Annotated in this window: 18 protein-coding genes; 5 read left to right on the top strand and 13 right to left on the bottom strand. The window is 63.2% G+C overall.

Translation table 11 applies throughout. From position 1 onward, the window contains the following. Positions 1–301 precede the first annotated feature (301 nt). Positions 302–2,152: a ribonucleoside-diphosphate reductase subunit alpha gene (locus KSAC_RS04050; protein ID WP_408884743.1), complete on the top strand. Its 1,851-nt coding sequence runs from the start codon at positions 302–304 to the stop codon at positions 2,150–2,152. Between the two features lie 87 nt (positions 2,153–2,239). Next, the gene (locus KSAC_RS04045; RefSeq protein WP_102323474.1) at positions 2,240–3,253 is read left to right on the top strand and encodes a ribonucleotide-diphosphate reductase subunit beta; all 1,014 of its coding nucleotides are present in this window, start codon (positions 2,240–2,242) and stop codon (positions 3,251–3,253) included. 29 nt (positions 3,254–3,282) lie between these two features. Here the strand turns inward: KSAC_RS04045 and KSAC_RS04040 are convergent, their stop codons facing one another. After that, positions 3,283–4,077, bottom strand: coding sequence for a methyltransferase (locus KSAC_RS04040; protein WP_132306104.1), 795 nt, complete (start codon positions 4,075–4,077; stop codon positions 3,283–3,285). 160 nt (positions 4,078–4,237) lie between these two features. Between KSAC_RS04040 and KSAC_RS04035 the strand changes: the two genes are divergently transcribed. Further along, a complete protein-coding gene (locus KSAC_RS04035) occupies positions 4,238–5,242 on the top strand; it encodes a polyprenyl synthetase family protein (protein WP_110547983.1) in 1,005 nt (334 codons plus the stop codon). 106 nt (positions 5,243–5,348) lie between these two features. Here the strand turns inward: KSAC_RS04035 and KSAC_RS04030 are convergent, their stop codons facing one another. Together KSAC_RS04030 and KSAC_RS04025 are read right to left on the bottom strand one after the other, a co-directional pair. After that, positions 5,349–6,197 carry a glutamate racemase gene (locus KSAC_RS04030; protein WP_132304321.1) on the bottom strand — a complete coding sequence of 283 codons (849 nt, stop codon included), beginning with the start codon at positions 6,195–6,197 and terminating at the stop codon, positions 5,349–5,351. 15 nt (positions 6,198–6,212) lie between these two features. Beyond that, positions 6,213–6,974 carry an orotate phosphoribosyltransferase gene (locus KSAC_RS04025; RefSeq protein WP_102323477.1) on the bottom strand — a complete coding sequence of 254 codons (762 nt, stop codon included), beginning with the start codon at positions 6,972–6,974 and terminating at the stop codon, positions 6,213–6,215. A gap of 226 nt (positions 6,975–7,200) precedes the next feature. On the opposite strand from KSAC_RS04025, the gene KSAC_RS04020 reads away from it, so the two are divergent. After that, a complete protein-coding gene (locus KSAC_RS04020; RefSeq protein ID WP_102323478.1) occupies positions 7,201–7,455 on the top strand; it encodes a hypothetical protein in 255 nt (84 codons plus the stop codon). A 196-nt stretch (positions 7,456–7,651) separates the two neighbouring features. Here the strand turns inward: KSAC_RS04020 and KSAC_RS04015 are convergent, their stop codons facing one another. From KSAC_RS04015 to KSAC_RS04000, 4 genes are all read right to left on the bottom strand, one after another. Continuing rightward, complete coding sequence (locus KSAC_RS04015; RefSeq protein WP_102323479.1) at positions 7,652–8,950, bottom strand: citrate synthase; 1,299 nt, start codon at positions 8,948–8,950, stop codon at positions 7,652–7,654. 221 nt (positions 8,951–9,171) lie between these two features. Beyond that, positions 9,172–9,720 (bottom strand): SixA phosphatase family protein, encoded by a 549-nt coding sequence (locus KSAC_RS04010; protein ID WP_110547985.1) that lies wholly within the window; start codon positions 9,718–9,720, stop codon positions 9,172–9,174. Between the two features lie 7 nt (positions 9,721–9,727). Next, a complete protein-coding gene (locus KSAC_RS04005) occupies positions 9,728–10,051 on the bottom strand; it encodes a chorismate mutase (protein WP_102323481.1) in 324 nt (107 codons plus the stop codon). A gap of 52 nt (positions 10,052–10,103) precedes the next feature. Continuing rightward, positions 10,104–10,811: a metallophosphoesterase gene (locus tag KSAC_RS04000; RefSeq protein WP_162900534.1), complete on the bottom strand. Its 708-nt coding sequence runs from the start codon at positions 10,809–10,811 to the stop codon at positions 10,104–10,106. 620 nt (positions 10,812–11,431) lie between these two features. Here KSAC_RS04000 and KSAC_RS03995 point away from each other — a divergent pair. Then, positions 11,432–12,949, top strand: coding sequence for an acetyl-CoA hydrolase/transferase family protein (locus KSAC_RS03995; RefSeq protein ID WP_102323483.1), 1,518 nt, complete (start codon positions 11,432–11,434; stop codon positions 12,947–12,949). A 90-nt stretch (positions 12,950–13,039) separates the two neighbouring features. Here the strand turns inward: KSAC_RS03995 and KSAC_RS03990 are convergent, their stop codons facing one another. From KSAC_RS03990 to miaB, 6 genes are all read right to left on the bottom strand, one after another. Continuing rightward, complete coding sequence (locus tag KSAC_RS03990; RefSeq protein WP_132304319.1) at positions 13,040–17,584, bottom strand: AAA family ATPase; 4,545 nt, start codon at positions 17,582–17,584, stop codon at positions 13,040–13,042. A 16-nt stretch (positions 17,585–17,600) separates the two neighbouring features. After that, positions 17,601–18,194 (bottom strand): thioredoxin domain-containing protein, encoded by a 594-nt coding sequence (locus KSAC_RS03985; RefSeq protein ID WP_102324181.1) that lies wholly within the window; start codon positions 18,192–18,194, stop codon positions 17,601–17,603. A gap of 179 nt (positions 18,195–18,373) precedes the next feature. Further along, a complete protein-coding gene (locus tag KSAC_RS03980) occupies positions 18,374–19,297 on the bottom strand; it encodes a hemolysin family protein (protein ID WP_102323485.1) in 924 nt (307 codons plus the stop codon). Continuing rightward, positions 19,294–19,806: an rRNA maturation RNase YbeY gene (gene ybeY, locus KSAC_RS03975; RefSeq protein WP_132306102.1), complete on the bottom strand. Its 513-nt coding sequence runs from the start codon at positions 19,804–19,806 to the stop codon at positions 19,294–19,296. Before ybeY ends, KSAC_RS03980 begins: the two co-directional genes overlap by 4 nt. Before the next feature lie 52 nt (positions 19,807–19,858). Beyond that, positions 19,859–20,905, bottom strand: coding sequence for a PhoH family protein (locus KSAC_RS03970; RefSeq protein ID WP_102323487.1), 1,047 nt, complete (start codon positions 20,903–20,905; stop codon positions 19,859–19,861). A gap of 92 nt (positions 20,906–20,997) precedes the next feature. After that, positions 20,998–22,401, bottom strand: a complete 1,404-nt coding sequence (miaB, locus tag KSAC_RS03965; RefSeq protein ID WP_110547988.1) for a tRNA (N6-isopentenyl adenosine(37)-C2)-methylthiotransferase MiaB — start codon at positions 22,399–22,401, stop codon at positions 20,998–21,000. Positions 22,402–22,710: the final 309 nt, after the last annotated feature.

The raw sequence follows: 22,710 nt of genomic DNA, 5'->3' as shown, positions 1-22,710 counted from the left end.
CGGGGCGGAAAATTTAAAAAATATTCTGCCCCTTTTCGTGCTTGACCCAGCTTCCCCGCTGATTCGGACAATCCGTCCACAATTTTGTCCCCTACATTATATAGTGCAATCGGGCGCGCGGTGGTCCATATATAGGGGGCAAATCAGAAAACCTTGCCCCCAGCCACAGGCTCGAAAGACCCTGTGCATTGGCACGAGCCGATTACGGAGAATGTAAATGGTCCTGGATGACGTATCCGAAGGCATGTCCGACTGTTCTGCCTACGGGGACGGTAGCGTCCGGGGAAAGGACAGTGAGACAATGTCTGACATGCTGGATAACGTGGTCCAGCTGCCCGGTCATCATCCCGTGCGCGTGGACCATTCCCGCGATGCGCTGCTGACGGCATTTGGCAAGGCCACGCTTGATAACCGCTATCTCCTGCCGGGTGAAAGCTATCAGGACCTGTTCGGGCGGGTTGCGTCCTATTACGGTGCCGATGCAGCCCATGCGCAGCGGCTGTATGATTATATTTCCCGCCACTGGTTCATGCCCGCAACCCCGGTGCTGTCCAATGGTGGCACCACGCGCGGCCTGCCCATTTCGTGCTTCCTGAACGAAGCGAATGACAGCCTGCGCGGCATTGTCGACCTGTGGAACGAGAATGTATGGCTGGCCTCCAAGGGTGGGGGCATCGGCTCCTACTGGGGCAACCTGCGTTCGATTGGCGAGAATGTGGGCCGTAACGGCAAGACATCCGGTGTCATCCCCTTCATCCGCGTGATGGACAGCCTGACGCTGGCGATCAGCCAGGGATCGCTGCGCCGTGGATCGGCTGCGGTATACCTGCCGGTCTGGCACCCCGAGATCGAGGAATTCATCGAACTGCGCCGTCCGACCGGCGGCGATCCCAACCGTAAGGCGCTCAACCTGCACCACGGCGTGCTGGTGTCCGATGCGTTCATGCGCGCGGTGGCGGACGATGCGGAATGGGCGCTGCTTTCGCCCAAGGACAATACGGTCATCCGCAAGATTTCGGCGCGGGCGCTGTGGATCCGGATTCTGACCGCGCGCATGGAACAGGGTGAGCCGTACATCATCTATTCCGACCATGTGAACAATGCCCGTCCCGAACACCACAAGCTGGCGGGGCTGGAGGTCAAGACATCCAACCTGTGCGCGGAAATCACGCTGCCCACTGGCATGGACCATCATGGCCGGGAACGTACGGCGGTGTGCTGCCTGTCCTCGCTCAACCTTGAGACATGGGATGAGTGGAAGGACGAACCGCAGTTCATCGAGGACGTGATGCTGTTCCTCGATAACGTGCTGCAGGATTTCATCGACCGCGCGCCTGACGATATGGAACGCGCCCGCTACGCCGCCATGCGCGAACGTTCGGTAGGGCTGGGGGTCATGGGTTTCCATACCTTCCTTCAGGCCAATAACGTGCCGTTCGAAAGCGTTGTAGCCAAGGTGTGGAACCGCAAGATATTCAAGCATATCCGTGAGCAGGCGAATGCGGCGTCCATCAAACTGGCGCAGGAACGTGGGCCGTGCCCCGATGCCGCCGAATACGGTGTGATGGAACGCTTTTCCAACAAGATGGCGATTGCACCCACGGCGTCGATTTCGATTATCGCGGGCAATGCCAGCCCCGGCATTGAACCGATCGCGGCCAATGTGTTCCTGCAGAAGACGCTGTCGGGTTCTTTCACCGTGCGCAACCGCCACCTTGACCGCCTGCTGACCGAAAAGGGAAAGAACACCAGCGATATCTGGTCCTCCATCACCCTGAACAAGGGCAGCGTGCAGCATCTGGATTTCCTGACCCAGCAGGAAAAGGACGTGTTCAAGACCGCGTTTGAACTGGACCAGCGCTGGGTGATCGAACATGCCGCCGACCGTGCGCCGTTCATCTGTCAGGCGCAGTCGATCAACATCTTCCTGCCCGCCAACGTGAACAAGCGCGACCTGCACCAGATCCATTACATGGCATGGAAGCGGGGCGTGAAGTCGCTGTATTACTGCCGTTCGCTGTCCATCCAGCGCGCCGATGCGGTAAGCGACGGACAGGAAAAGCGTGACATGACCCAGAAGGAAGGCTCCGCGCCCGCTCCGGCGGCCACGGGCACTTCCACCGATTACGAGGAATGCCTAGCCTGCCAGTAAGGCGGGGCATTCCACCCTTGATATAGTATTCCATGCGTTCCCCAGCCTGTCCGGGCCGGGGGGCGCATATCGATGTACAGGACAGGCATGGCCATGACCGACAACGCCCCCGGCGCAGATGCCACGACCAGGCAGGAACATAACCTGCTGACCTCAAACCCCGTCTACAAGCCCTTCCGCTACCCCTGGGCCTATGATGCGTGGCTGACGCAGCAGCGCGTCCACTGGCTGCCCGAGGAGGTGCCGCTGGCCGATGACGTGAAGGACTGGCACCGCACGCTGAGCGAAAGCGAACGCCATCTGGTCACCCAGATCTTCCGCTTCTTCACGCAGGCGGATGTGGAGGTGAACAACTGCTACATGAAGCACTACAGTCAGGTGTTCAAACCGACTGAAGTGCTGATGATGCTGTCAGCCTTTTCCAATATCGAAACGATCCATATCGCTGCCTACAGTCATCTGCTCGATACCATCGGCATGCCCGAGACCGAGTATTCCGCTTTCCTTAGCTATAAGGAAATGAAGGATAAATATGACTACATGCAGAAATTCTCGGTCTCCGATAACTACCAGATTGCCCGCACGCTCGCGGCTTTTGGCGCATTTACCGAAGGGCTCCAGCTTTTCGCATCCTTCGCGATCCTGCTGAACTTCCCGCGTTTCAACAAGCTCAAGGGCATGGGGCAGATCGTCTCGTGGTCCGTGCGTGACGAATCCCTGCACTGTGATTCGATGGCGCGGCTGTTCCGGGTCTTCGTGCAGGAAAATCCGGAAATCTGGACCGATACGCTGCGTGACGACATCCGCCAGATCTGCCGCGACATTGTCGAACACGAGGACGCCTTCATCGACCTCGCGTTTGAAATGGGCGCGGTCGAAGGGCTGGATGCCGGCCAGGTCAAGCAGTACATCCGCTTTGTCGCCAACCGCCGTCTGGGACAACTCGGGCTTGATGGCATCTATGATGTCGCCACCAACCCGCTGCCGTGGGTGGATGAGATGATCAACGCGGTCGAACACGCCAATTTCTTTGAAAACCGGGCGACCGAATACAGCCGTGCCTCGACCACCGGCACGTGGGAAGAAGCTTTCGCCGACTGAACCGCCGGCAGGGCCGCCCTTTGCCCGGATCAGGGCAGCAGGGCGGCTCCATCTTCCAGCACCGCGCGGGTGGCGGCGGTAAAGCGGCCATCGGCTTCATGCAGAACCAGTCCGGGCAGCATTTCGCTGCCCGCGCGTGCGTTCGCGCATCCCTGTAGCAGCACGATACGCGCCGGGCGGTCCTGCCGGGGCCAGCATGGGAAAATCCTGATCCGTCCCAGCCCGGCGTCTTCCATGGCGGCGATCCCCGTGGCCAGCAGCGTGGCGGGCAGGGCGAGTGTCAGCGTGCCATGATGGCGAAGCTGGCTGCCAAGGGCGTTTACCCATCCCACCAGCGTGCCTGCGGGCAGGCGGCGGGCAAGATCACGGCGCAGATGGGGCGAAGGGGACGAATCATGCCCATGCCATGGCGGATTGGCAAAAGCATGGTCGATCCGGCGCTTGCCCGGCCCTGACAGCAGGGGATCATCAGGCAGGGCGGGAATGGTGGCAGCGCATACGCGCAGGTCGTGGCGTCCGTTCAGTTCGAAATTATGACCGGCGAGCGCGGCGGTCGCCGTGTCATGCTCCAGCCCGATTCCGGCAAGACCGGATATCCGATTCGTCAGGCAGAGCAGCCCTGCGCCAGCGCCGCATCCACCCTCCAGCACGGTCTGACCGGCGCGCGCAGGCACGAAAGCGGCCATCAGAACCGGTTCCAGTCCGGTCCTGTTTCCCGTGATAAACTGGCGATAGATCACCTTTCCGCCCAGCAGCGCACCGGTCGAGACCGGGGGCAGGCCGACAGGTGGCGCGGGCAGCAAATCACCCGCCCCGGACCCCATGCCTGTCTGCTCCCGCTTGACCGTTATTCCAGCGCCGCCCATATACTCATATTCATGTTCATACATTCGGAACCCGGAGAGTAACCTTTTGGCCCTAGCAGTTAGTCTGCCGGAATCCGACGAAACGGCAAGTCAGAAAGACGAAGGGGCTCGCCGCCCGATGGCAGATGGATCAGAAGTCGCCCTGCGCGATCTGGCGGAATATCTCGCTGATGACATGGCTGCGTGCAATCGCGCCATTGTCGAGCGGATGGACAGCCCGGTTGCGCTTATTCCCCAACTTGCGGCCCATCTGGTCGCCGCTGGCGGCAAGCGGCTGCGGCCGCTGCTGACGCTGGCCTCTGCGCGGCTGTGCGGTTACCAGCCCGATGCCACCCATCAGCGGCACGTGGCGCTGGCAGCCTGTGTGGAGTTTATCCATACCGCGACCCTGCTGCATGATGACGTGGTGGACGAAAGCGCCCTGCGTCGCGGCATGGCGAGCGCCAACGCCGTATTCGGCAACAAGGCATCGGTGCTGGTGGGCGATTTCCTGTTCGCCCGCTCCTTCCAGCTCATGACCGATGACGGTTCTCTCAAGGTCATGAACATCCTCTCCTCCGCTTCCGCCACGATCGCGGAAGGGGAGGTGCTGCAGATGTCCACCCAGAACGATCTTTCCACCAGGATCGACCAGTATCTGGAAGTCATCCATGGCAAGACGGCGGCCCTGTTCGCCGCAGCCTGCCGTGTGGGGGCGGTTGTGGCCGAACGTGACGAGCGTGAGGAACGCGCGCTTGAATCCTATGGCACCAATCTGGGCATGGCGTTCCAGCTTGTGGATGACGCGCTGGATTACGCCGCCGATCAGGCCCGTCTGGGCAAGACGGTGGGCGATGATTTCCGTGAAGGCAAGATCACCCTGCCGGTGCTGGCGGCCTATGCCGCGGGATCGGAGGAAGACCGTGCCTTCTGGCAGCGCGTGATTGAGGAAAGCGAGCAGCGTCCCGACGATCTGGATCATGCGCTTAGCCTGATTGAAAAGACCGATGCGATCCGCATCACCCTGGACCGTGCGACGGAATATGCACAGGCAGCCTGCGAGGCCCTGTCGATCTTCCCGCCGGGCCGCCTGCGCCAGCTTTTGCAGGATACGGCAAGCTACACGGTCAACCGCCTGCGTTGACCCCGGACAGGGGCGGTGAAAGCCGCCCCTGTTCAGAAAACATCCAGAAATCATAAGAAAATTTCTGGTGAAGCTTTTTTCAAAAAGCTTTGGAAGACGCCCCCTTTTATGGGGCAGTCATCTTTCGAGGGGCCTCAGCCCCGTCTTCGTCAAAAAAGCCGATATTGCTGGCGTCATACCCCATATGGCCCAGACCCGGCAGCAGGGCATCCAGATCAGCGGGCATTGCGGTGAACAGCACCTGCTCGGCTCTGGCAGGTATGGTTTCCCGTAGGGGGAAACTGCATGTCGCCAGCATGCGGGCGGCCTGTCTTGCAACCGCAGGGGCGGGGTCCAGCCATGTTACATCAGCCGGTCCCAGCGCCCGCATGGCATCAAGCACAAAGGTGTAGTGGGTGCAGCCAATGCCCACGACATCAATATGCTCGCCACCCGGTTGGCCAAACAGGCCAGCCAGTTCGGCTTTCAGTCGTTCGGGGTCGGGCGGGATCTGCCGGAATGCGGCTTCCCCCATATCCGCCAGATGGCGCGCACCATGGGCCAGCAGCGTGCAGGCCGGTGCAAAACGCATCTGTAGATCATGCAGATAGGGACGGCGCACTGTCGCGCGCGTAGCCAGCAGGCCAATCGTGCCGGTACGGGTATGATCCGCCGCCCATTTGATTGGGGGCACGCACCCGACAAAGGGCACGGCATAGGCAGCGCGCAGGCCGTCCAGCGCAAGGGTGCTGGCGGTATTGCAGGCAATGACCACCACATCGGGTTTCAGCCGGGTGATGGCATGGCCCAGAAGCCTGACGATGCGCTCCCGCAGGAGCGCATCGGGCTGTTCCCCATAGGGAAAGACGGCGGTATCGGCCAGATAGTCAATCGGAACGGCGGGCAGGAGCGTGCGCAACCGGGCGACAACGCCCAGCCCCCCGATACCGGAATCAAAAGCCAGGATACGCGACATCAGCAGGGATGCGGATCAGGCTCCGGCGTCGCGCTTGGCCTTGAGCGCCAGCGCTTCTTCCGCGCTGCCCACGCCACCATGCTTTGCGGACCATGCGCAGGGATCTTCAAGGAAGCGGCGGACCTCGGCTGCATCCTTTTCTGAGAAATAGGGCTTGCCCGCGCAGGCTTCCAGCACGTCCCACCATGTGCACAGGGCATGCAGGCTGATGTTCATGTCAGCCAGCGTACGGTAGGCGCCGGGGAACACGCCGTAGAAGAACACGACGAATGTGTGGTCCACGATCGCGCCTGCATTGCGCAGGGCATTGGCGAACTGCACCTTGGAAGAACCGTCCGTGGTCAGGTCTTCCACCAGCAGGGTGCGCATGCCTTCGGGCACATCGCCTTCAATCTGCGCATTGCGGCCAAAGCCCTTGGGCTTTTTACGCACATAGGCCATGGGGGCCATCATGCGGTCCGCAATCCATGCGGCGAAGGGAATCCCGGCCGTCTCGCCGCCGACTACCGCGTCGATGCTTTCATAGCCGACATGGCGACCAATCTTCTCGACCGCCAGTTCCATGATCTTCTGCCGCGCGCGGGGGAAGAAGATGATGCGGCGGCAATCGATGTAAACCGGGGACTTCCAGCCGGACGTAAGGGTATACGGATCATCGGGACGGAAGTTGACGGCCTTGATTTCCAGCAGAAGGCGCGCCGTCATCAGTGCCGCATCGCGGTCCCACGCTGTTGAACCTGTTGACAGTCCAGCCCCGTTTCCCGTGGCGTCGTGCATACCCTATCTCCGGCCAAATGATATTCGCTGTCGTGAATGACAGGACAGACGATTAACCGCAACAGATGGGAAAATCCATCGGTCTGCACGGCCTGCGGCCAAAAATGCGTAAAAAAGCGGTCCGGGAAATATAATGTGACAACTCGGCGCGGGATGAGGGGCATGTATACCTTGCCCAATCAGTCCATTCGCTCTAGTATCCCAGTATTGATAATCATTCTCAATAATAGGTCATCGCATCGTGTCTGTTGAAAACAGTCGCATCGCTCGTAAATGTGAGCGTGCCGTAATCACCGCCTACCAGGAACTGCGTGGCGTTGGGACCAGCGATGTGTCGGCTTTCCATGCCTGCACGACCCTTTACCGCATCCACCATCCCGAATCCTCGCTGAACGAGGCCCGGCGGCTGGTGTCGGAATGGATCGACCATCACGTGATCCAGAAGCGCCCCGGCCCCACAAACGGCTGCGAGTGCGACTGACCCCACTGGCTGGGGCCAAAGACATGAGAAAGGCAGGCACATGAATGTGGCCTGCCTTTTTTGTATCGGGGGTAAATCCCGATGCGACCCTATCGCGTTATTTCAGTCCTGAAATCAGGCCGGTGACGGGAGAGGGCGGCTGGTTGTCATCATGTCCATGCCGGGCGACATTCCTGCCGCCCGGCATGAAATATGATCAGCTCCGTTTGTCGAACCCGACGAAGTCACGCTGCGGCGACCCGACATAAAGCTGGCGGGGACGGCCGATGCGCTGGCCCGGTTCTTCGATCATTTCCTTCCACTGGCTGATCCAGCCGGTGGTGCGGGCGACGGCAAACAGCACGGTGAACATGCTGGTGGGGATGCCCATGGCCTTCAGGATGATGCCCGAATAGAAATCGACATTGGGGTAGAGGCTGCGCTTGACGAAATATTCGTCATGAATGGCAATCTTTTCCAGTTCGATCGCCAGATCCAGCAGCGGATCATCCTTGATCCCCAGTTCGCCCAGCACCTCATGGCAGGTGGCCTGCATGATCTTCGCACGCGGGTCGAAGTTCTTGTATACGCGGTGGCCAAAGCCCATCAGGCGCACGCCGCTGGTCTTGTCCTTCACCTTGGCGATGAATTCGGGAATGTTGTCCTTGTGGCCGATTTCAGCCAGCATCTTCAGCACGGCTTCGTTGGCGCCACCATGCGCAGGCCCCCACAGCGCCGCGATACCGGCGGAAATACAGGCAAACGGATTGGCGCCCGTGGACCCGGCCAGCCGCACGGTGGAGGTCGATGCGTTCTGTTCGTGGTCGGCATGCAGGATCAGGATGCGATCCATCGCGCGCGCCAGAACCGGGTTGATCTTGTACGGTTCGCTGGGCACCGCGAACATCATGGACAGGAAGTTTTCCGCATAGGACAGGTCGTTACGCGGGTAGATGAAGGTTTCACCCTGCGTATATTTGTACGCCCATGCGGCGATGGTCGGGATCTTGGCGATGATGCGCAGGGCCGACTGGTAGCGCGTCGCCGCGTTCGAGACATCCAGCCCTTCATGATAGAAGGAGGACAGCGCCCCGACCGTCCCGCACAGGATGGCCATGGGATGCGCATCACGGCGGAAACCGTTGAAGAAGTTGCGGATCTGTTCGTGCAGCAGGGTGTGGTGCTTGATCGAGTTCACGAAGCCGTCGTACTGCGCCCGGTCCGGCAGTTCACCGTTAAGCAGCAGGTAGGCCACTTCCATGAACGTGGCCTGTTCAGCCAGTTGAGCGATGGGGTAGCCGCGATGCAGCAGGATGCCCTTTTCACCATCAATGAAAGTGATCTTGCTGGAGCAGGATGCGGTTTCGCCATAACCGGGATCGTAGGTGAATACGTCGGCCTGTGCCGGCAGCTTGCGGATATCGACGACATCGGGGCCCATCGTGCCGGACAGCACGGGCAGTGACACATCCTTGCCGTTTAGCGAGATTGTGGCGGTTTTTGCGGACTCGCTCATCTACAACTCTCCTCTTGGGTGCCAGCCCCGGCGCGCTATGGGGCAGGGCGGGCACATGTCTCCATCCTCCGGGCGGTCTGTTGTTCGGCAACAGTTTGTAAGTCTGCCCGGATTTTATATTCCCGCCTGCCCATGTGGCGGCAGTCGGCGGGTCTCGGGTGTGACGATAGGAACGAAACCCCCGGCGTGGCAATCCATGCACCCGTCCTGTGGCAATGACATTATTGGCAAGACAGCTCCACAAGCCGTATTTCACCGTCAGTCGCGGTATTCCACCGCTGGTCCGTGGTGAAACAGGCGATTGATGCCGGTGGAAACCCGCGTATCAGCATGTTTTCCAGTCCGGGCGGGCAGTGCCCCCCGGCCCAGTGAAGCACCAGTCCCTGCAGGCCGGGATTGTGGCCTAATATCATGATATTGTTAATTTTATCGGGAACGGCATACAGGCTGTCACGGATTGTTTCCGCCGTGGCGTCATACAGCGTGTTCACATATCGGATATCGGGTGCCTGATCGCCATAAAATGATCCGATGGCGTCCAGCGTCTGGCGCGTACGCAGCGACGGACTGACCAGAACCAGTTCCGGCGCGAAATGCCGCGCGCGCAGCCACGCCCCCTGCCGGGCGGCTGTTTCATGGCCATGGGGGGTAAGCGGGCGCTCAAGGTCGGCGTGCATTCCCATCTCCCCGAACGGGGCGGGGGCGGCCTGCGCGTGGCGCATCACAATCAGCCGCCGGGTGGGGAAGCCCCCTTCGGATCGGTCCGGCATCTGGGATTTACCGGCTTTCGCGTGCGAAGGCTTCGTGATGGCGGATGACCTCGCGGATGATGAAGGCGAGGAATTTTTCCGCGAAGTCTGGGTCAAGCTGTGCCGCCGTGGCCAGTTGCCGCAGCCGGGCGACCTGACGGGCTTCGCGCGCGGGGTCGGCGGGCGGCATCTCGTTGGCGGCCTTGAGTTTGCCCACCGCCTGCGTATGGCGGAAGCGTTCGGCCAGCATGTAGATCAGGGCGGCATCGATGTTGTCGATGCTGCGGCGCAGTTCTTCCAGTTTCTGCTGCGCTGCGTTTGCTGCGTCATGCGTGGCCTGGGTGGTGTTCATCTGTTTCTGTTCTCCTGGAAGGGGCGTGCGGAAGGCATGTCGTATGCCCCTGTTATATGACAGGTGGCAGGTCGATCCATGCCAGATGGCCGCCCTTGCCTGCGCCCGTATCGGTAAAGATGGCCTTGCCGCCCATGCGGCCCTGCCGGACCCAGGGCCTGCCATCGGTCGAACGGCGGTCATGCCCGCAATAGACGGTGTAGCCCGCAGGAATATGATCGACCCAGTTCAGCCGCCGTTCCGGGTAGCCGTCTTTCTGCATGTGGCCTGTTGTCTCGCCAAACAGGGCGCGTGACAGCAGGGGACTGACCGTGCCCAGTCCCGGCGGCGGCAGTTCGCCCAGCATGCGGACATGAAAACCCCCATGCACGAATATGGACTGCCCCAGCACGATCCACGCGGGCGCACGCGACAGGTCGGCCAGCGCGCGCTGGTACACATCGCTGTTTTCTTCCGCCATGAACTGCGCCAGCGTTTCCATAAGTGGCGGGTCACGCCGCATCTTGCGCCCCTGTAGCGCGCGGGCCAGCTTGCGGTCGTGATTGCCCAGAATGAACAGGCCCCGGCGTTCGTCTATCAGGCGCTGCATGAGGCGGAACGCCCCCGCGCTGTCCGGTCCGTAATCGACAAGATCGCCAAGCTGGATGACAAAACGGTCCGTCGCGGCCGCATGGCGGAAGGCGTGAAGATCGCCATGCACATCGCCCACAACACGCAGTGGCCGCCCGGCCAGAAGTTCGGTCAGAGGGTGCGCAGGCATGGCCGTGGGCAGCACGGATGCTTCCGCTGCCGGGGGCGGGGCGGAGTCCTCGCGCGCCATGACAGGCCGGTAAGAGGGAAATCGACGTCTCAAGCGAAAAACCTCTCCTGTCTGTTGCTGGCTATGCCGTGTGGATACCCCTTGCTGGGTCTGGTTTCCTATTATTCACAAGATTGGTCGCCATGCACTAGGGGATGGTCAATAATGTGTCGGGAATGACACGAAATGGTTGCAGGCGGGTAACGTCATGCGCGGGGGAAGGCGGTGTATTGCCAAAAATACATCCAAAAAATACACCGCATGTCTGATCGCGCTTCCCGATGGAGCAAACGTGAAACCGCAAAGCGAAGCCTGCCGCCCGGTGTCACACTTTTTTGTTGTGACGTGGCCCGCAGGACGGAGAACAGATGATGACGTCATGCTGAAGTCAAACGCAGCGCCACGGCATAAGGTGCAAAGGGAATACCCACACCGGATGCGGCACGCGGGCTGACGGGGACAGGCCAGAGGTACTATCGGGGGCACGCTGCCCCGCCTGCCGGACCGTGGCTGAAGCATCTGACATATCCGGCCCGGCGCAGGCTGGCCGGACATAACAATAAGAGTTTGAGGGAAAGTTCATGATCGACCACACCCGAATCCGGAATGCGGCGCTCCGGGCCAAGATCACTACTGCCGAACAGGCGGCCGCCCTGATCCGCCCCGGCAGTACGGTCGGCACCAGCGGCTTTACCGGTGCAGGCTACCCCAAGGCCGTGCCGCAGGCGCTTGCGGCCCTGATGGAACGTGAGCACGCCAAGGGAAACGAATACCGCATCCGGCTTCTGACCGGGGCTTCCACAGGCCCGGAACTTGACGGCGCGCTGGCGAAGGTCAACGGCATCTCCTTCCGCATGCCCTATAATTCCGATGCCGGCCTGCGCGCGCGCATCAACGCGGGCGAGACGGAATATCTGGACATGCACCTCAGCCACGTCGCGCCAATGGCGTGGGCGGGCTTTTTCGGGGAAATCGATACGGCCGTCATCGAGGCCACCGCCATCCGTGAAGATGGCAGCATCGTCCCGTCCTCCTCCGTCGGTAATTCCAAGACATGGCTCGATACCGCCCGGCAGGTGATCATCGAGGTCAATAGCTGGCAGGACAGCGCGCTGGAAGGCATGCACGACATCTGGTACGGCGCGGCCCTGCCGCCGCACCGCCAGCCCATTCCGCTGCTGCGCCCCGATGACCGCATCGGCGGCACGTCGCTCAAGGTGGACCCGGCCAAGATCGTGGCGATTGTCGAAACCAACGCCCCGGATCGTAACGCCCCGTTCTCCCCGCCCGATGAGACCGCGCGCGGCATTGCCGGGCACCTTATGGAATTTTTCCGCCATGAAGTGAAAATGGGCCGTCTTCCGCCCTCGCTCCTGCCGTTGCAGTCCGGTGTGGGCAACGTGGCCAATGCGGTCATGAGCGGGCTGGAAGACGGGCCGTTCGATGACCTGACCGCCTATACCGAAGTCATTCAGGACGGCATGCTGGGCATGCTGGAAACGGGCAAGATGCGCGTGGCGTCGGCTACCGCCTTCTCGCTCAGCCCCGAAGCGGCAGAGTCGCTCAACAGCCGCATGCGGGAATTCCAGAAGAAAATCATCCTGCGCCCGCAGGACATCAGCAACCACCCCGGCCTGATCCGCCGTCTGGGCTGTATCGCCATGAACGGCCTGATCGAATCGGATATCTATGGCAACGTGAACTCAACGCAGATCATGGGGTCCAAGATCCAGAACGGCATCGGCGGATCGGGCGATTTTGCCCGCAATGCCTATATTTCCGTGTTCATGACGCCGTCCACGGCCAAGGGTGGCAAAATCTCCGCCATCGTGCCCATGGCATCGCATGTCGATCATATCACGCAGGATTCGCAGGTTCTGGTGACGGAGCAGGGACTGGCCGATCTGCGTGGCCTGTCGCCCAAGCAGCGGGCAGAGGTAATCATCGCCAACTGTGCGCACCCGGATTACCGCCCGATGCTGCAGGATTATTACAAGCGCGCCCGCGCGGGGTCGTTTGGCCAGCAGTCGCCGCATCTGCTGACCGAAGCCCTGTCATGGCACCAGCGCTTCATTGAAACAGGCAGCATGAAAGCCTGATTCAGGACCGGCCGCGCGTGCATGGCATGCGCGGCCACCCGATAAAAGCGGCGGGACGGGATTTTTCAGCCCGTCCTGGCGTTCGTGTTTTCAGGATACGGAAACGGGACGTTCCTCATCCACCATTTCGGTGGCGCGTTCCAGATCGACGGACAGTACACGGCTGACGCCGCGTTCCTGCATGGTCACGCCATACAGCCGGTCCATATGGGCCATGGTCAACTGGTGATGGGTCACGACAAGGAAACGCGTGCCCGCTTCGGCCACCATGTCGCCCAGCAGGCTGCAAAAGCGCCCGACATTGGCGTCATCCAGCGGGGCGTCCACTTCGTCCAGCACGCAGACAGGGGCCGGATTGCACCGGAACACCGCGAAGATGAGCGAAAGCGCCGTCAGCGCCTGTTCCCCGCCCGAAAGCAGCGAAAGCGTCGCCAACTTCTTGCCCGGCGGCTGGGCATAGATTTCCAGCCCGGCCTGTAGCGGGTCGTCATTGCCAACCATGCCCAGATGGGCGCGGCCACCGTTGAACATGCGCGCGAACAGGGACTGAAAGTGCTGGTCGATCTGCGAAAACACGGCCATCAGCCGTTCGCGGCCTTCGCGGTTGAGCTGCCCGATCATGCCGCGCAGACGCGCGATGGCGGAGTTCAGCTCATCACGCTCATGCAGGATCGTGTCGATTTTGGTCGATGCGTCCTGTGCCTCGATTTCCGCACGCAGGTTGACCGGTCCCAGTTCATCGCGCTGACGGCCAAGGCGCGCCACCTTGCGGCGCAGGCTGGTTTCGGCGGCGACACTCAGGTCGGTCGGGACAATATCGGCAGGCGGGGAGGATTCCGCCTGTAGCTGCGCCAGCAGCACCTGCGCCTGTTCACGCCTGCCTTCGGCGCGTACCAGTGCCTCACGCGCGGTCCCCAGCGTATCTTCAGCCATGCGGCGGCCCTGCTGCATTTCCGCCAGCCGGTTTTCCGCCTGTTGCAGTTCCTGCGCCGCCTGATCGTGCGCGGCGGTATGCTGTTCCAGTTCGGTGGCGATGGCGTCCCGGCGGGCACGTACCGCTACGGGCTGTGGCGCCAGACGCTCATGTTCCGTCCGGGCGTTGTCCAGCCGGGTCCGGGCGGCTTCGGCTTCCAGTGTTGCAGCTTCCACGCGATCGGCCCATTGCGTCCGGTCCTGTTCCAGCGTGGTCTGGCGCTGGTGCAGGGCTGCCTGTTCCGTCTGGAGCCGCGCCATGTCATCACGACTGGCCTGTTCCTGCACGCGCAGGGTTTCCGCCTGTTCGCGCAGCGTGGTCAGGGCCTGTTCCAGTTCTCCGGTATCGGGGAGGGCGACCATGCGGGCCTGTGCGGCCTGCATCGTTGCGTCCGCCTGTTCCAGCGCGTGCGACAGGTCGGCCATACGGGCACGGCGTGCTTCCAGCCGCGCGCCCGTCTCACGCGATTTCTGTTCCAGTTCGGCGCGTGCGGCGCGGACGTGTTCCAGATGGGCGCTGGTCGTATCCACCGCTTCACGCGCCTGCCGCAGGGCCTGTTCGGCCTGTGCTGCGGCATCCGTGGCCTGTGTGGCGGCGGTTTCGGCAATGGCGGGCAGGGGCAGGCTGGCCAGATGGGCCTGTTTTGCTTCCAGTTCCGTATGCAGGGCATCATGGTCGTTTTCCAGCCGCGCCTTTTCCGGCAGCATGGAATGTAGCCGCGTTTCGGCTTCGCTATGGCTGGTTGTGGTGGCGTGCAGGGCCTGACGGGCCTGTTCCACGGTGGTTTCAGCCTGCTGGCGTTCCGCGCGCAGGCGGCGTTCCGTGGCCTGCGCCTCGGCAGTCTGTCGTGCGGCCTGCTGCTGCACCTGTTCCAGTTGCGCCAGCGCCGGCAGGGCGGATGCCTGCGCCATGGCCCGGTCAAGGGCCGCATCGGCTTCGCTCAGGGCCGCCTGCGCGGTTTCATGCTGCATGCGGACGGCGTTGATCTGCGTGGCGATGGTGGCATGCCGTCGGGACAGGTCGGCTTCCTCGGCCCGGCAGGTTTCCAGCACGTTTTCGGCTTCGGCCCGTGCGGTACGGGTGGTGTCCAGAATCCCTGTTGCCTGCTGGCGGGCCTGCATGGCGTCCTGACATGCCTGTTCCAGCGCAGGCAGGGCATCGCGTGCGTGTTCCAGTTCCGCGCGCAGTTCCCGCAGGCGGCCAAGCTGTTGCAGGCGCAGCGCCGCGCGTCCCGGCAGATTGGGGGCCTGAACATAACCATCCCAGCGCCATAGCGCGCCGTCACGGGTTACAAGGCACTGCCCCGCTGCCAGACGGGACTGTAAATCCGCCCCATCGCGCCCATCCGCCAGCAGTCCCGCCGCATTCAGCGCGCGCGACAGGGCCGGTGGGGCATCCAGCAGGGTGGAAAGCGGCGTAATATCCGCATCCGCGAAGGGAACGGGCGTGCCGGGTGGCAGGTCGCGCCATTCACGCGGGGCCTTGCCATCAATCGTGGCATCGAGGCCATCCGCCAGCACTACCGCCAGCGCCGTTTCCAGACCGGCGGGCACATGCAGGCTATCCGCCAGCGTCACGCCGCTGCCCGGGGTCTGCTCCGTATCGCTTTGCAGGGCGCGGGCCAGACCGTCGGCCTCGGCTTCCAGACCCGACAGGCTGGCGCGGGCCTGCGCCAGTCGGGCAGTGCAGGATTCTTCCGCCTTTGCCGCGGCAACCTGTTCGGTTTCGGCGGCGGTCATGGCCTCACGGGCGGCTTCAAGCGTCCGTTCCGCTTCCGTGCGGCGGTCAACAAGCCGCGCCAGATCGGCATCGGGTATGGCCTGTGCCTGCAACTGCTCCAGACTGGCGGCCAGCGTATCCACTTCGCTACGGGCGCGGGCCTGCGCCGCCTGTGCGCCACGAAGTGCTTCCTCGGCTGCCTGCCGGGTGGAACGGGCTTCCTTCAGCCGCGCATTGGCCTGTATTTCAGCCTGCGTGGCCTGCGTGCGGTTTTCTTCCGCAACAGTCAGTTCCCCGCGTATCTGCGCAAGGCGATTATCCGCCTGCGCCACCACCTGCGCCAGACGTTGCCGTTCGGCTTCGGGCACAAGGTTGGCACGGGCTTTTTCCACATGGGCATTCAGGGTGGCGACATCGCGCTCCAGCGCTTCCAGCCGGTCGCGCAGCGCCATGGTGTCGCGCGTGGCCTGTTCATGCACGCGACGGCTTTCCACGCTGGCATTACGCGCCAGCCCGGCCTGTAGCACGGCTTCGGAATGGGTGCGGGTTGCTTCTTCCCGCGTGGTCAGGGCCGTGGTGGCCTGTTCCTGCGCGATACGGATCTGTTCATCATGGGCTGCGATCGTGGCTTCGGTCGGCATGGCCGCTTCAAGGACCGCGATTTCTTCGCTCAGGGCCGCATGCTGGGCCGCCAGTTTTTCGTGCGCAAGGGTTGCGGCATCCAGCACTTCGCGGGCCTGCGTGGCCTGTAACTGGGCTTCACGCAGGGCCACGGTGGCCTGTTCCACGCGCGCGGCCATATCGCCGCTGGCCTGCGCCAGTGCCACGCATTCATCCTGTCTGGCGTCCCGCAGGGCGGGCAGTGCGGACAGGCGTTGTGCAATCTCGGTCCGTTCGGCCTCAAGCTGTTCGAGCATCGTCTGCGCATCATCGCGCCGGGTCAGGGCGGCGGCCTGCACGCTTTCGCACTCGGCAAGGCGGGTGCTGGCCTGTTCCAGGGCGGATTCCGCGCGGGCCAGTTCCTCGGCAATGGTTTCGGCCCGGACCCGGAAACGTTCCAGCGCGGTGCGTCGATCATCCACCTGCGCCCGGAGCTGGGGCAGGGCCTGCGTCATTTCGTAATCGGCAATGACCGCGCCTTCGGCCATTTCCTCGGCGGCCCTGAGGTCGGCGCGGGCCGCATGCAGCGCCGCCTCGCTTTCGGTCACGCCGTGATGCGCGCGGGCATGCAGCAGGGCCAGAAGGGCGACTTCCGATGCCCGCAATTCCTGCGACAGCGTGCGGTAGCGGCCTGCCTGCTCGGCCTGTTCATGCAGGTCGCCCAGCCGGGATTCAAGCTGGATGCGCAGGTCTTCCGCGCGGGCCAGATTGGCTTCGGTCGCCCGCAGTTTCAGTTCGGCTTCATGCCTGCGGCCATGCAGGCCGGTAATCCCGGCCGCTTCTTCCAAAATGGTGCGGCGTTCTTCGGGCCGGGCATTGACCAGTGCCGATACGCGCCCCTGACTGACCATGGCCGACGAACGTGCGCCCGATGCCAGATCGGCAAACAGGGTCTGCACGTCGCGCCCGCGCATGGTGCGGCCATTGACGCGGTAACCGCTGCCAGCCCCCCGGTCCGCCCGGCGGCAGACCTGCAGTTCGTCCTGGCCCTGAAACGGGGCGGGGGCGACGCTGGCGGCGCCTTCCAGCGTAAGGGTCACTTCCGCCATGTTGCGCGCCGCACGGGCCGCAGTCCCCGCGAAGATCAGGTCATCCATCTCACCCCCGCGCAGCGAGCGGGCGTTGGTTTCCCCCATCACCCAGCGCAGGGCCTCGACCACGTTGGACTTGCCGCAGCCATTCGGCCCGACAATGCCCGTCAGGCCGGGCAGGATGTCCACGGCGACCGGGTCGGCAAAACTCTTGAACCCAGCGATGCGCAGCCGGACGAAACGGGCGGTCATGACAGAAGGGCTCCGCTCACTGTGCCGCGGCTTCGACCTTTTTGGCGAACTCCTCGTAGGTCAGTTCCTGCGAGACCTGCTCCTTGTCATTGAAGCGGAAGGTGGGGGTGCCGTCGATCTTGTACTGCATCTGGGCGCGGTCTTCCTCCTCCATGATGGCATGACGCAGCGTTTCGTCATGGATCGTCTGCTGGAACAGGTCAGGCGACATGCCGGCAAGGGCCGCCATCTTCTGGATTTCCGCCTCATGGTTGACTTCGTTGCCATAGGCGTCCTTGCCAAAGGCCCAGCGGTCCTGACTGGACAGCAGGGCCAGCACGAAGGCTTCATACCGTTCGGGGGGCAGGGCGCGCGCCACCATGGAGGCCGTGAGCGCCACCTGATCCAGCGGGAAGTCGCGGAAGATGTAATAGACCTTGCCCGTATCGATCAGCTTGCTGCGCACCTCGGGAAAGATTTCCGCCGCGAAGCGGGCGCAATGCGTGCAGGTAAGGGAGAACCATTCCTCCACCCGCACCCTGGCCGAAGGATTGCCCGCCGCGCGGATGGTCAGGCGCGGATCGGATGCCTGCGCCATCGCCCGGCTGGAAAGCAGGCTGCCGCCCGTCATCAGCGCGGGGGCAAGGGCAAGCAGGGTGCGGCGGTTGATGGGCTTCACGGGTCACTCTCCGGTATGGAAATCAGGTGGGGACATCGCCCCGGCGGGTTAAGTGTAAAGATGCGGGCGATCCGCGTAAATCCGTCCCGCCATGCGAAGGCACGCCCCCGGGTGGGAGACGTGCCCTGCGTTCAGGCCGGCTGCGGGGCTTCTGCGGGCGGCAGGCGCACGCGCACATGGCGGATATGGCGGGCATCCGAATCAAGGGTGCGGAAAACCATGCCGCTTTCGTGGGTTACGATTTCGCCGCGCGTGGGGACATGGCCTGCGAGACGGAAGACAAGCCCGCCCACGGTTTCGATCTCGGCCTCGCGTTCGTCGCGCGTCAGGATCTGGCCGACCTTTTCCTCAAACGCCGCGACAGGGGTGCGGGCATCCACGTCAATCGTGCCGTCGGGCCTGTCGCGCATCATGTTGACGGTGGGTTCGTCATGCTCGTCCGAGATGTCGCCCACGATGGTCTCGATCAGGTCCTCGATGGTGACAAGGCCATCAATGCCGCCATATTCGTCAATTACCAGCGCCAGATGGACATGGCGCAGGCGCATCTGCAACAGCAGGTCCAGAACGGGCAGTTGCGGCGCCACCATGAGCGGCTGGCGCAGCAGCGGTTCCATGCGGAAGGCCTCGCTCGTGCCGACATAGGCGATCAGGTCCTTCACATGGATCATGCCCACGATATCGTCGAGCTGTTCGCGATAGACCGGCATGCGGGAATGGTTTTCCCGCCGCATCATCGCCAGCGCCTCATCAAGGCTGATATCCACGGGCATCGCCACGATATCGGCGCGCGGGATCATGACGTCATCGGCGGTAATGCCGCGCAGACGCAGCACATTGGCCAGCAGGGCGCGTTCCTGCCGGTCCAGCTCGGATGAACGGGGGTCGTCCCCCTCGCTGCCCGCGGCTTCATCCGCTTCCTTGACCAGCGCGGCAATGGAATGACGCAGCCCCTGTTCGCCGCGCTTGCGGCTGAACAGCGACAGGAATCCCCTGCCGCGCGACCCGGACGGAGGTTCCGCGCCCCCTCCCGCATCAGTGTTGGGACGGCTCATGACCGGTTCTCCCGCGCGGAAGCCATGCGGCCCGCTTTCCATGGATTGGCCACGCGCAGGCCGGACAGGGTGCGGGCTTCAAGCATTTCCATCTCCCGCGCCTCGCCGGGGTGATGATGGTCATACCCGGCCAGATGCAGGACACCGTGAATGACCAGATGCGTCAGATGGGCGGCCATGTCGCGCCCGGCGGCGTGGGCTTCGCGCTGGACCGTCTCGAAGGCGATGATGATGTCGCCACCCCACACGCCGCCACCCATCTGCATGGGGGCGTATTCGAATGTCAGGACATTGGTGGGTTTGTTGCGCCCGCGATGCTGCCAGTTCATATGGCGGACCGTGCGGTCATCCGCCAGCACGACCGTAACCGGTCCATGGCAGCCGGTGGCCTGCAACGCGGCATCCACCGCGCGCGTGACCAGACGGACGGGGCAGGGGACGGCGCGGTTCCAGCGCCTGTCCGCCACTGTTACATCGGGTTCGTCCATTCCGGCCGGAAGGACGGGCATCGTGGCCCGTCCCGCTGCATCCGCGACCCCGCCATGATGGGCGGGGCCTGTGCTACTTCGAGGTTTCATCGTTCTCCTGCTGCGATCGTGCGCGATGCGGGCGGCGTTCGGCCGCAGCACGCTGATCGTATGCCTCCACTATACGCGCCACCAGGGGGTGGCGCACCACGTCACGCGATTCAAATCGCATCATGCCGATCCCGGGCAGGCCGTCGAGTGTCTCGACAGCTTCCCGCAGGCCGGATGTTACACCGCGCGGCAGGTCAATCTGGCTCAGATCGCCTGTAATGACCATGCGCGTGCCTTCCCCCATACGGGTCAGGAACATCTTCATCTGGGCGGGGGTGGTGTTCTGCGCCTCGTCCAGAATGACAAAACAGTGCGCGAGCGTGCGCCCGCGCATGAAGGCGAGGGGTGCGACCTCGATCTCGCCCGTGCCCATGCGGCGGATCACCTGATCGCCCGGCATCATGTCATGCAGGGCATCATAGAGCGGACGCAGGTAGGGATCGATCTTTTCCTTCAGGTCGCCGGGCAGGAAGCCAAGCCGTTCTCCGGCTTCCACAGCCGGGCGGGACAGGACGATGCGGTCCACCTGTCCGGCCTGCAGCATGGCCACCGCCTGGGCTACGGCCAGATACGTCTTGCCCGTGCCCGCGGGGCCAAGGCCGAACACCATGTCCTGACGCGCCAGCATGGACATGTACTGCCCCTGACCGACCGAACGCGGGGCGATGGGGCCACGGCGGGTCATGATGGTGGGCAGGTCCGACAGCGCGGGGCTGGTGGGGATGACGGCGGTACGGACGTCTGGCATGGGCAGTTCCCCTGTCGCGGCGGACGGAGCGGAAAAGGCATGGGCCGCCATGCGGATGGCGGTATCGACGGCGGCTGTATCCACGGCCTGCCCGGTGCTGGCGCGGCGGTAGAGTTCAGTCAGCGTGTCCTGTGTCAGTCCCACCCGCTGGGCCGCACCCGTAATGGCGATACGGTTCCCCCGGCAGGACAGCCGGACATCAAATCCACGTTCAAGGTGCAGGAGATGCCGGTCATGATCCCCTACAAGCCGGGCCAGAAGCGCATTGTCCTCAAACTGCATGGTGACCGTGCGGTCATTCGCCGCCGTGCCATCCGGAGAGCGCCGACCGCCGCTACGACGGGGCGCGTGGAGCGTGGATTGTGTCTGTTCTCTCAAGCCCTGTCTGCCTCCTCTGTCAGGACACCACCAAGGGAGTTGGTGTAGGTATGGCCGACCGCCACGGTGGCGATGCGCCCGATCAGGCTGTCCGGGCCTTCAACGTTCACGGCCTGCAGCCACGGGCTTTTGCCTGATATCTGGCCCGGTTTGCGTCCGCGCCCGGTAAAGAGTACCGGCACGACCTGACCTACGGTTGCAGCGTTGAACGCATCCTGCTGCACGCGCAGTACGGCCTGAAGTTCCTGCAGGCGCGCATCTTTCACGTCCTCGGGCACCTGCATGCCCGCACCTGCGGCCGGTGTGCCGGGGCGCGAGGAATATTTGAAGGAATAGGCCTGCGCGAAACCGATCTCGCCAATCAGGCGCATCGTATCGGCAAAGTCGGCATCCGTCTCCCCCGGATGGCCGACGATGAAATCGGATGACAGCGCCAGATCGGGCCGGGCGTCGCGCAGGCGGGCAACCAGCGTGCGGTATTCATCGGCCGTATGGCCCCGGTTCATGGCGGCCAGCACACGGTCGGACCCGGACTGCACCGGCAGATGCAGGAACGGCATGAGCTGCGGCAGGTCACGATGGGCCGCGATCAGGTCGTCTTCCATGTCGCGCGGGTGGGACGTGGTGTAGCGGATGCGCTGTATTCCCACCTCATCGGCCAGCACGCGGGCGAGACGGGCCAGCCCCCATGTTGCGCCATCGGGGCCTTCGCCGTGATAGGCGTTGACGTTCTGTCCCAGCAGCGTGATTTCCGCGATCCCCGCCGCCGCCAGCTGGCGCGCTTCCGCAATCACCGCCGCAGCCGGGCGGCTGCTTTCAGCCCCGCGCGTATAGGGCACGACGCAGAAGGAGCAGAACTTGTCGCACCCTTCCTGAATGGTCAGGAACGCCGAACCGCCCGCCGGGGCGACGCGGTCGGCAGGCAGGAAATCGAATTTCTGCTCGACCGGGAAATCCGTCTCGATCACGGCGCCCGCCGCGCGCGCGGCGCGGGCCACCATTTCGGGCAGCCGGTGATAGGTCTGTGGCCCCAGCACGATATCGACATAGGGTGCGCGGGCTAGGATTTCCTTGCCTTCGGCCTGCGCCACGCAGCCGGCTACGGCCAGTACGGTGCCTTCGCCCCGTTCGGCGCGGGCTTCCTTCACCTTGCGCAGGCGGCCCAGTTCCGAAAACACCTTTTCCGCCGCCCGGTCGCGGATATGGCAGGTGTTGAGAATGATCATGTCCGCAGCTTCCGGCGTGCCCACCGCGCGGTAGCCCAGCGGGCGCAGCACGTCGGTCATCCGCTCGCTGTCATACACGTTCATCTGGCAGCCCCATGTTATGACATGAAGCCCCCTGACGGATGCTGTGCTGGGCTGCGGCGTGGCCACGGAGAAGGGAGACAGGCTGTTCACGGGTCAGGTATCCTCGGGCATCATCGCGGGCATGGACCCGCCTAACGGGCGCAACACATCGTAGCTCCCGTGCGTGCGGTCAAGTGCCTTGCGACCAATATGCCAAGGAACAAATGGTCTGCCCATCAACGCTCCCGGTCCGTATGGTGGGGATGCCGGGCGCGGCAACCCCTTCCTGCCTGCTGCGATCATGCCCGCCGGAATCGGGGTGCTGTCAAGCCAAGATCAATGCAGTGGATACAGTTTGCCACACAATCGCCCCCGTTTCGGGCCGCAGACGTGGTATTGGGAACTTATTAAGGGACTGGT

The sequence above is a fragment of the Komagataeibacter saccharivorans genome (assembly GCF_004348195.1).
In the GTDB taxonomy this organism is placed as follows: domain Bacteria; phylum Pseudomonadota; class Alphaproteobacteria; order Acetobacterales; family Acetobacteraceae; genus Komagataeibacter; species Komagataeibacter saccharivorans.
The sequence above is the reverse complement of the archived record's forward strand: the minus strand, read 5'-3'. Positions and strand labels throughout refer to the sequence as shown.

Excerpts from the sequence above, each read along its gene's own strand:
- KSAC_RS04015 (WP_102323479.1), bottom strand. The coding sequence starts at position 8,950 with ATGAGCGAGTCCGCAAAAACCGCCACAATCTCGCTAAACGGCAAGGAT.
- KSAC_RS03995 (WP_102323483.1), top strand. The coding sequence starts at position 11,432 with ATGATCGACCACACCCGAATCCGGAATGCGGCGCTCCGGGCCAAGATC.
- KSAC_RS04005 (WP_102323481.1), bottom strand. The coding sequence starts at position 10,051 with ATGAACACCACCCAGGCCACGCATGACGCAGCAAACGCAGCGCAGCAG.
- KSAC_RS04030 (WP_132304321.1), bottom strand. The coding sequence starts at position 6,197 with ATGTCGCGTATCCTGGCTTTTGATTCCGGTATCGGGGGGCTGGGCGTT.
- KSAC_RS04045 (WP_102323474.1), top strand. The coding sequence starts at position 2,240 with ATGGCCATGACCGACAACGCCCCCGGCGCAGATGCCACGACCAGGCAG.
- KSAC_RS04000 (WP_162900534.1), bottom strand. The coding sequence starts at position 10,811 with ATGCCTGCGCACCCTCTGACCGAACTTCTGGCCGGGCGGCCACTGCGT.
- ybeY (WP_132306102.1), bottom strand. The coding sequence starts at position 19,806 with ATGCCCGTCCTTCCGGCCGGAATGGACGAACCCGATGTAACAGTGGCG.
- KSAC_RS04035 (WP_110547983.1), top strand. The coding sequence starts at position 4,238 with ATGGCAGATGGATCAGAAGTCGCCCTGCGCGATCTGGCGGAATATCTC.
- KSAC_RS03980 (WP_102323485.1), bottom strand. The coding sequence starts at position 19,297 with ATGAGCCGTCCCAACACTGATGCGGGAGGGGGCGCGGAACCTCCGTCC.
- KSAC_RS04010 (WP_110547985.1), bottom strand. The coding sequence starts at position 9,720 with ATGCCGGACCGATCCGAAGGGGGCTTCCCCACCCGGCGGCTGATTGTG.
- KSAC_RS03990 (WP_132304319.1), bottom strand. The coding sequence starts at position 17,584 with ATGACCGCCCGTTTCGTCCGGCTGCGCATCGCTGGGTTCAAGAGTTTT.
- KSAC_RS03985 (WP_102324181.1), bottom strand. The coding sequence starts at position 18,194 with ATGACGGGCGGCAGCCTGCTTTCCAGCCGGGCGATGGCGCAGGCATCC.
- KSAC_RS04025 (WP_102323477.1), bottom strand. The coding sequence starts at position 6,974 with ATGCACGACGCCACGGGAAACGGGGCTGGACTGTCAACAGGTTCAACA.
- KSAC_RS03970 (WP_102323487.1), bottom strand. The coding sequence starts at position 20,905 with ATGCAGTTTGAGGACAATGCGCTTCTGGCCCGGCTTGTAGGGGATCAT.
- KSAC_RS04040 (WP_132306104.1), bottom strand. The coding sequence starts at position 4,077 with ATGGGGTCCGGGGCGGGTGATTTGCTGCCCGCGCCACCTGTCGGCCTG.
- KSAC_RS04050 (WP_408884743.1), top strand. The coding sequence starts at position 302 with ATGTCTGACATGCTGGATAACGTGGTCCAGCTGCCCGGTCATCATCCC.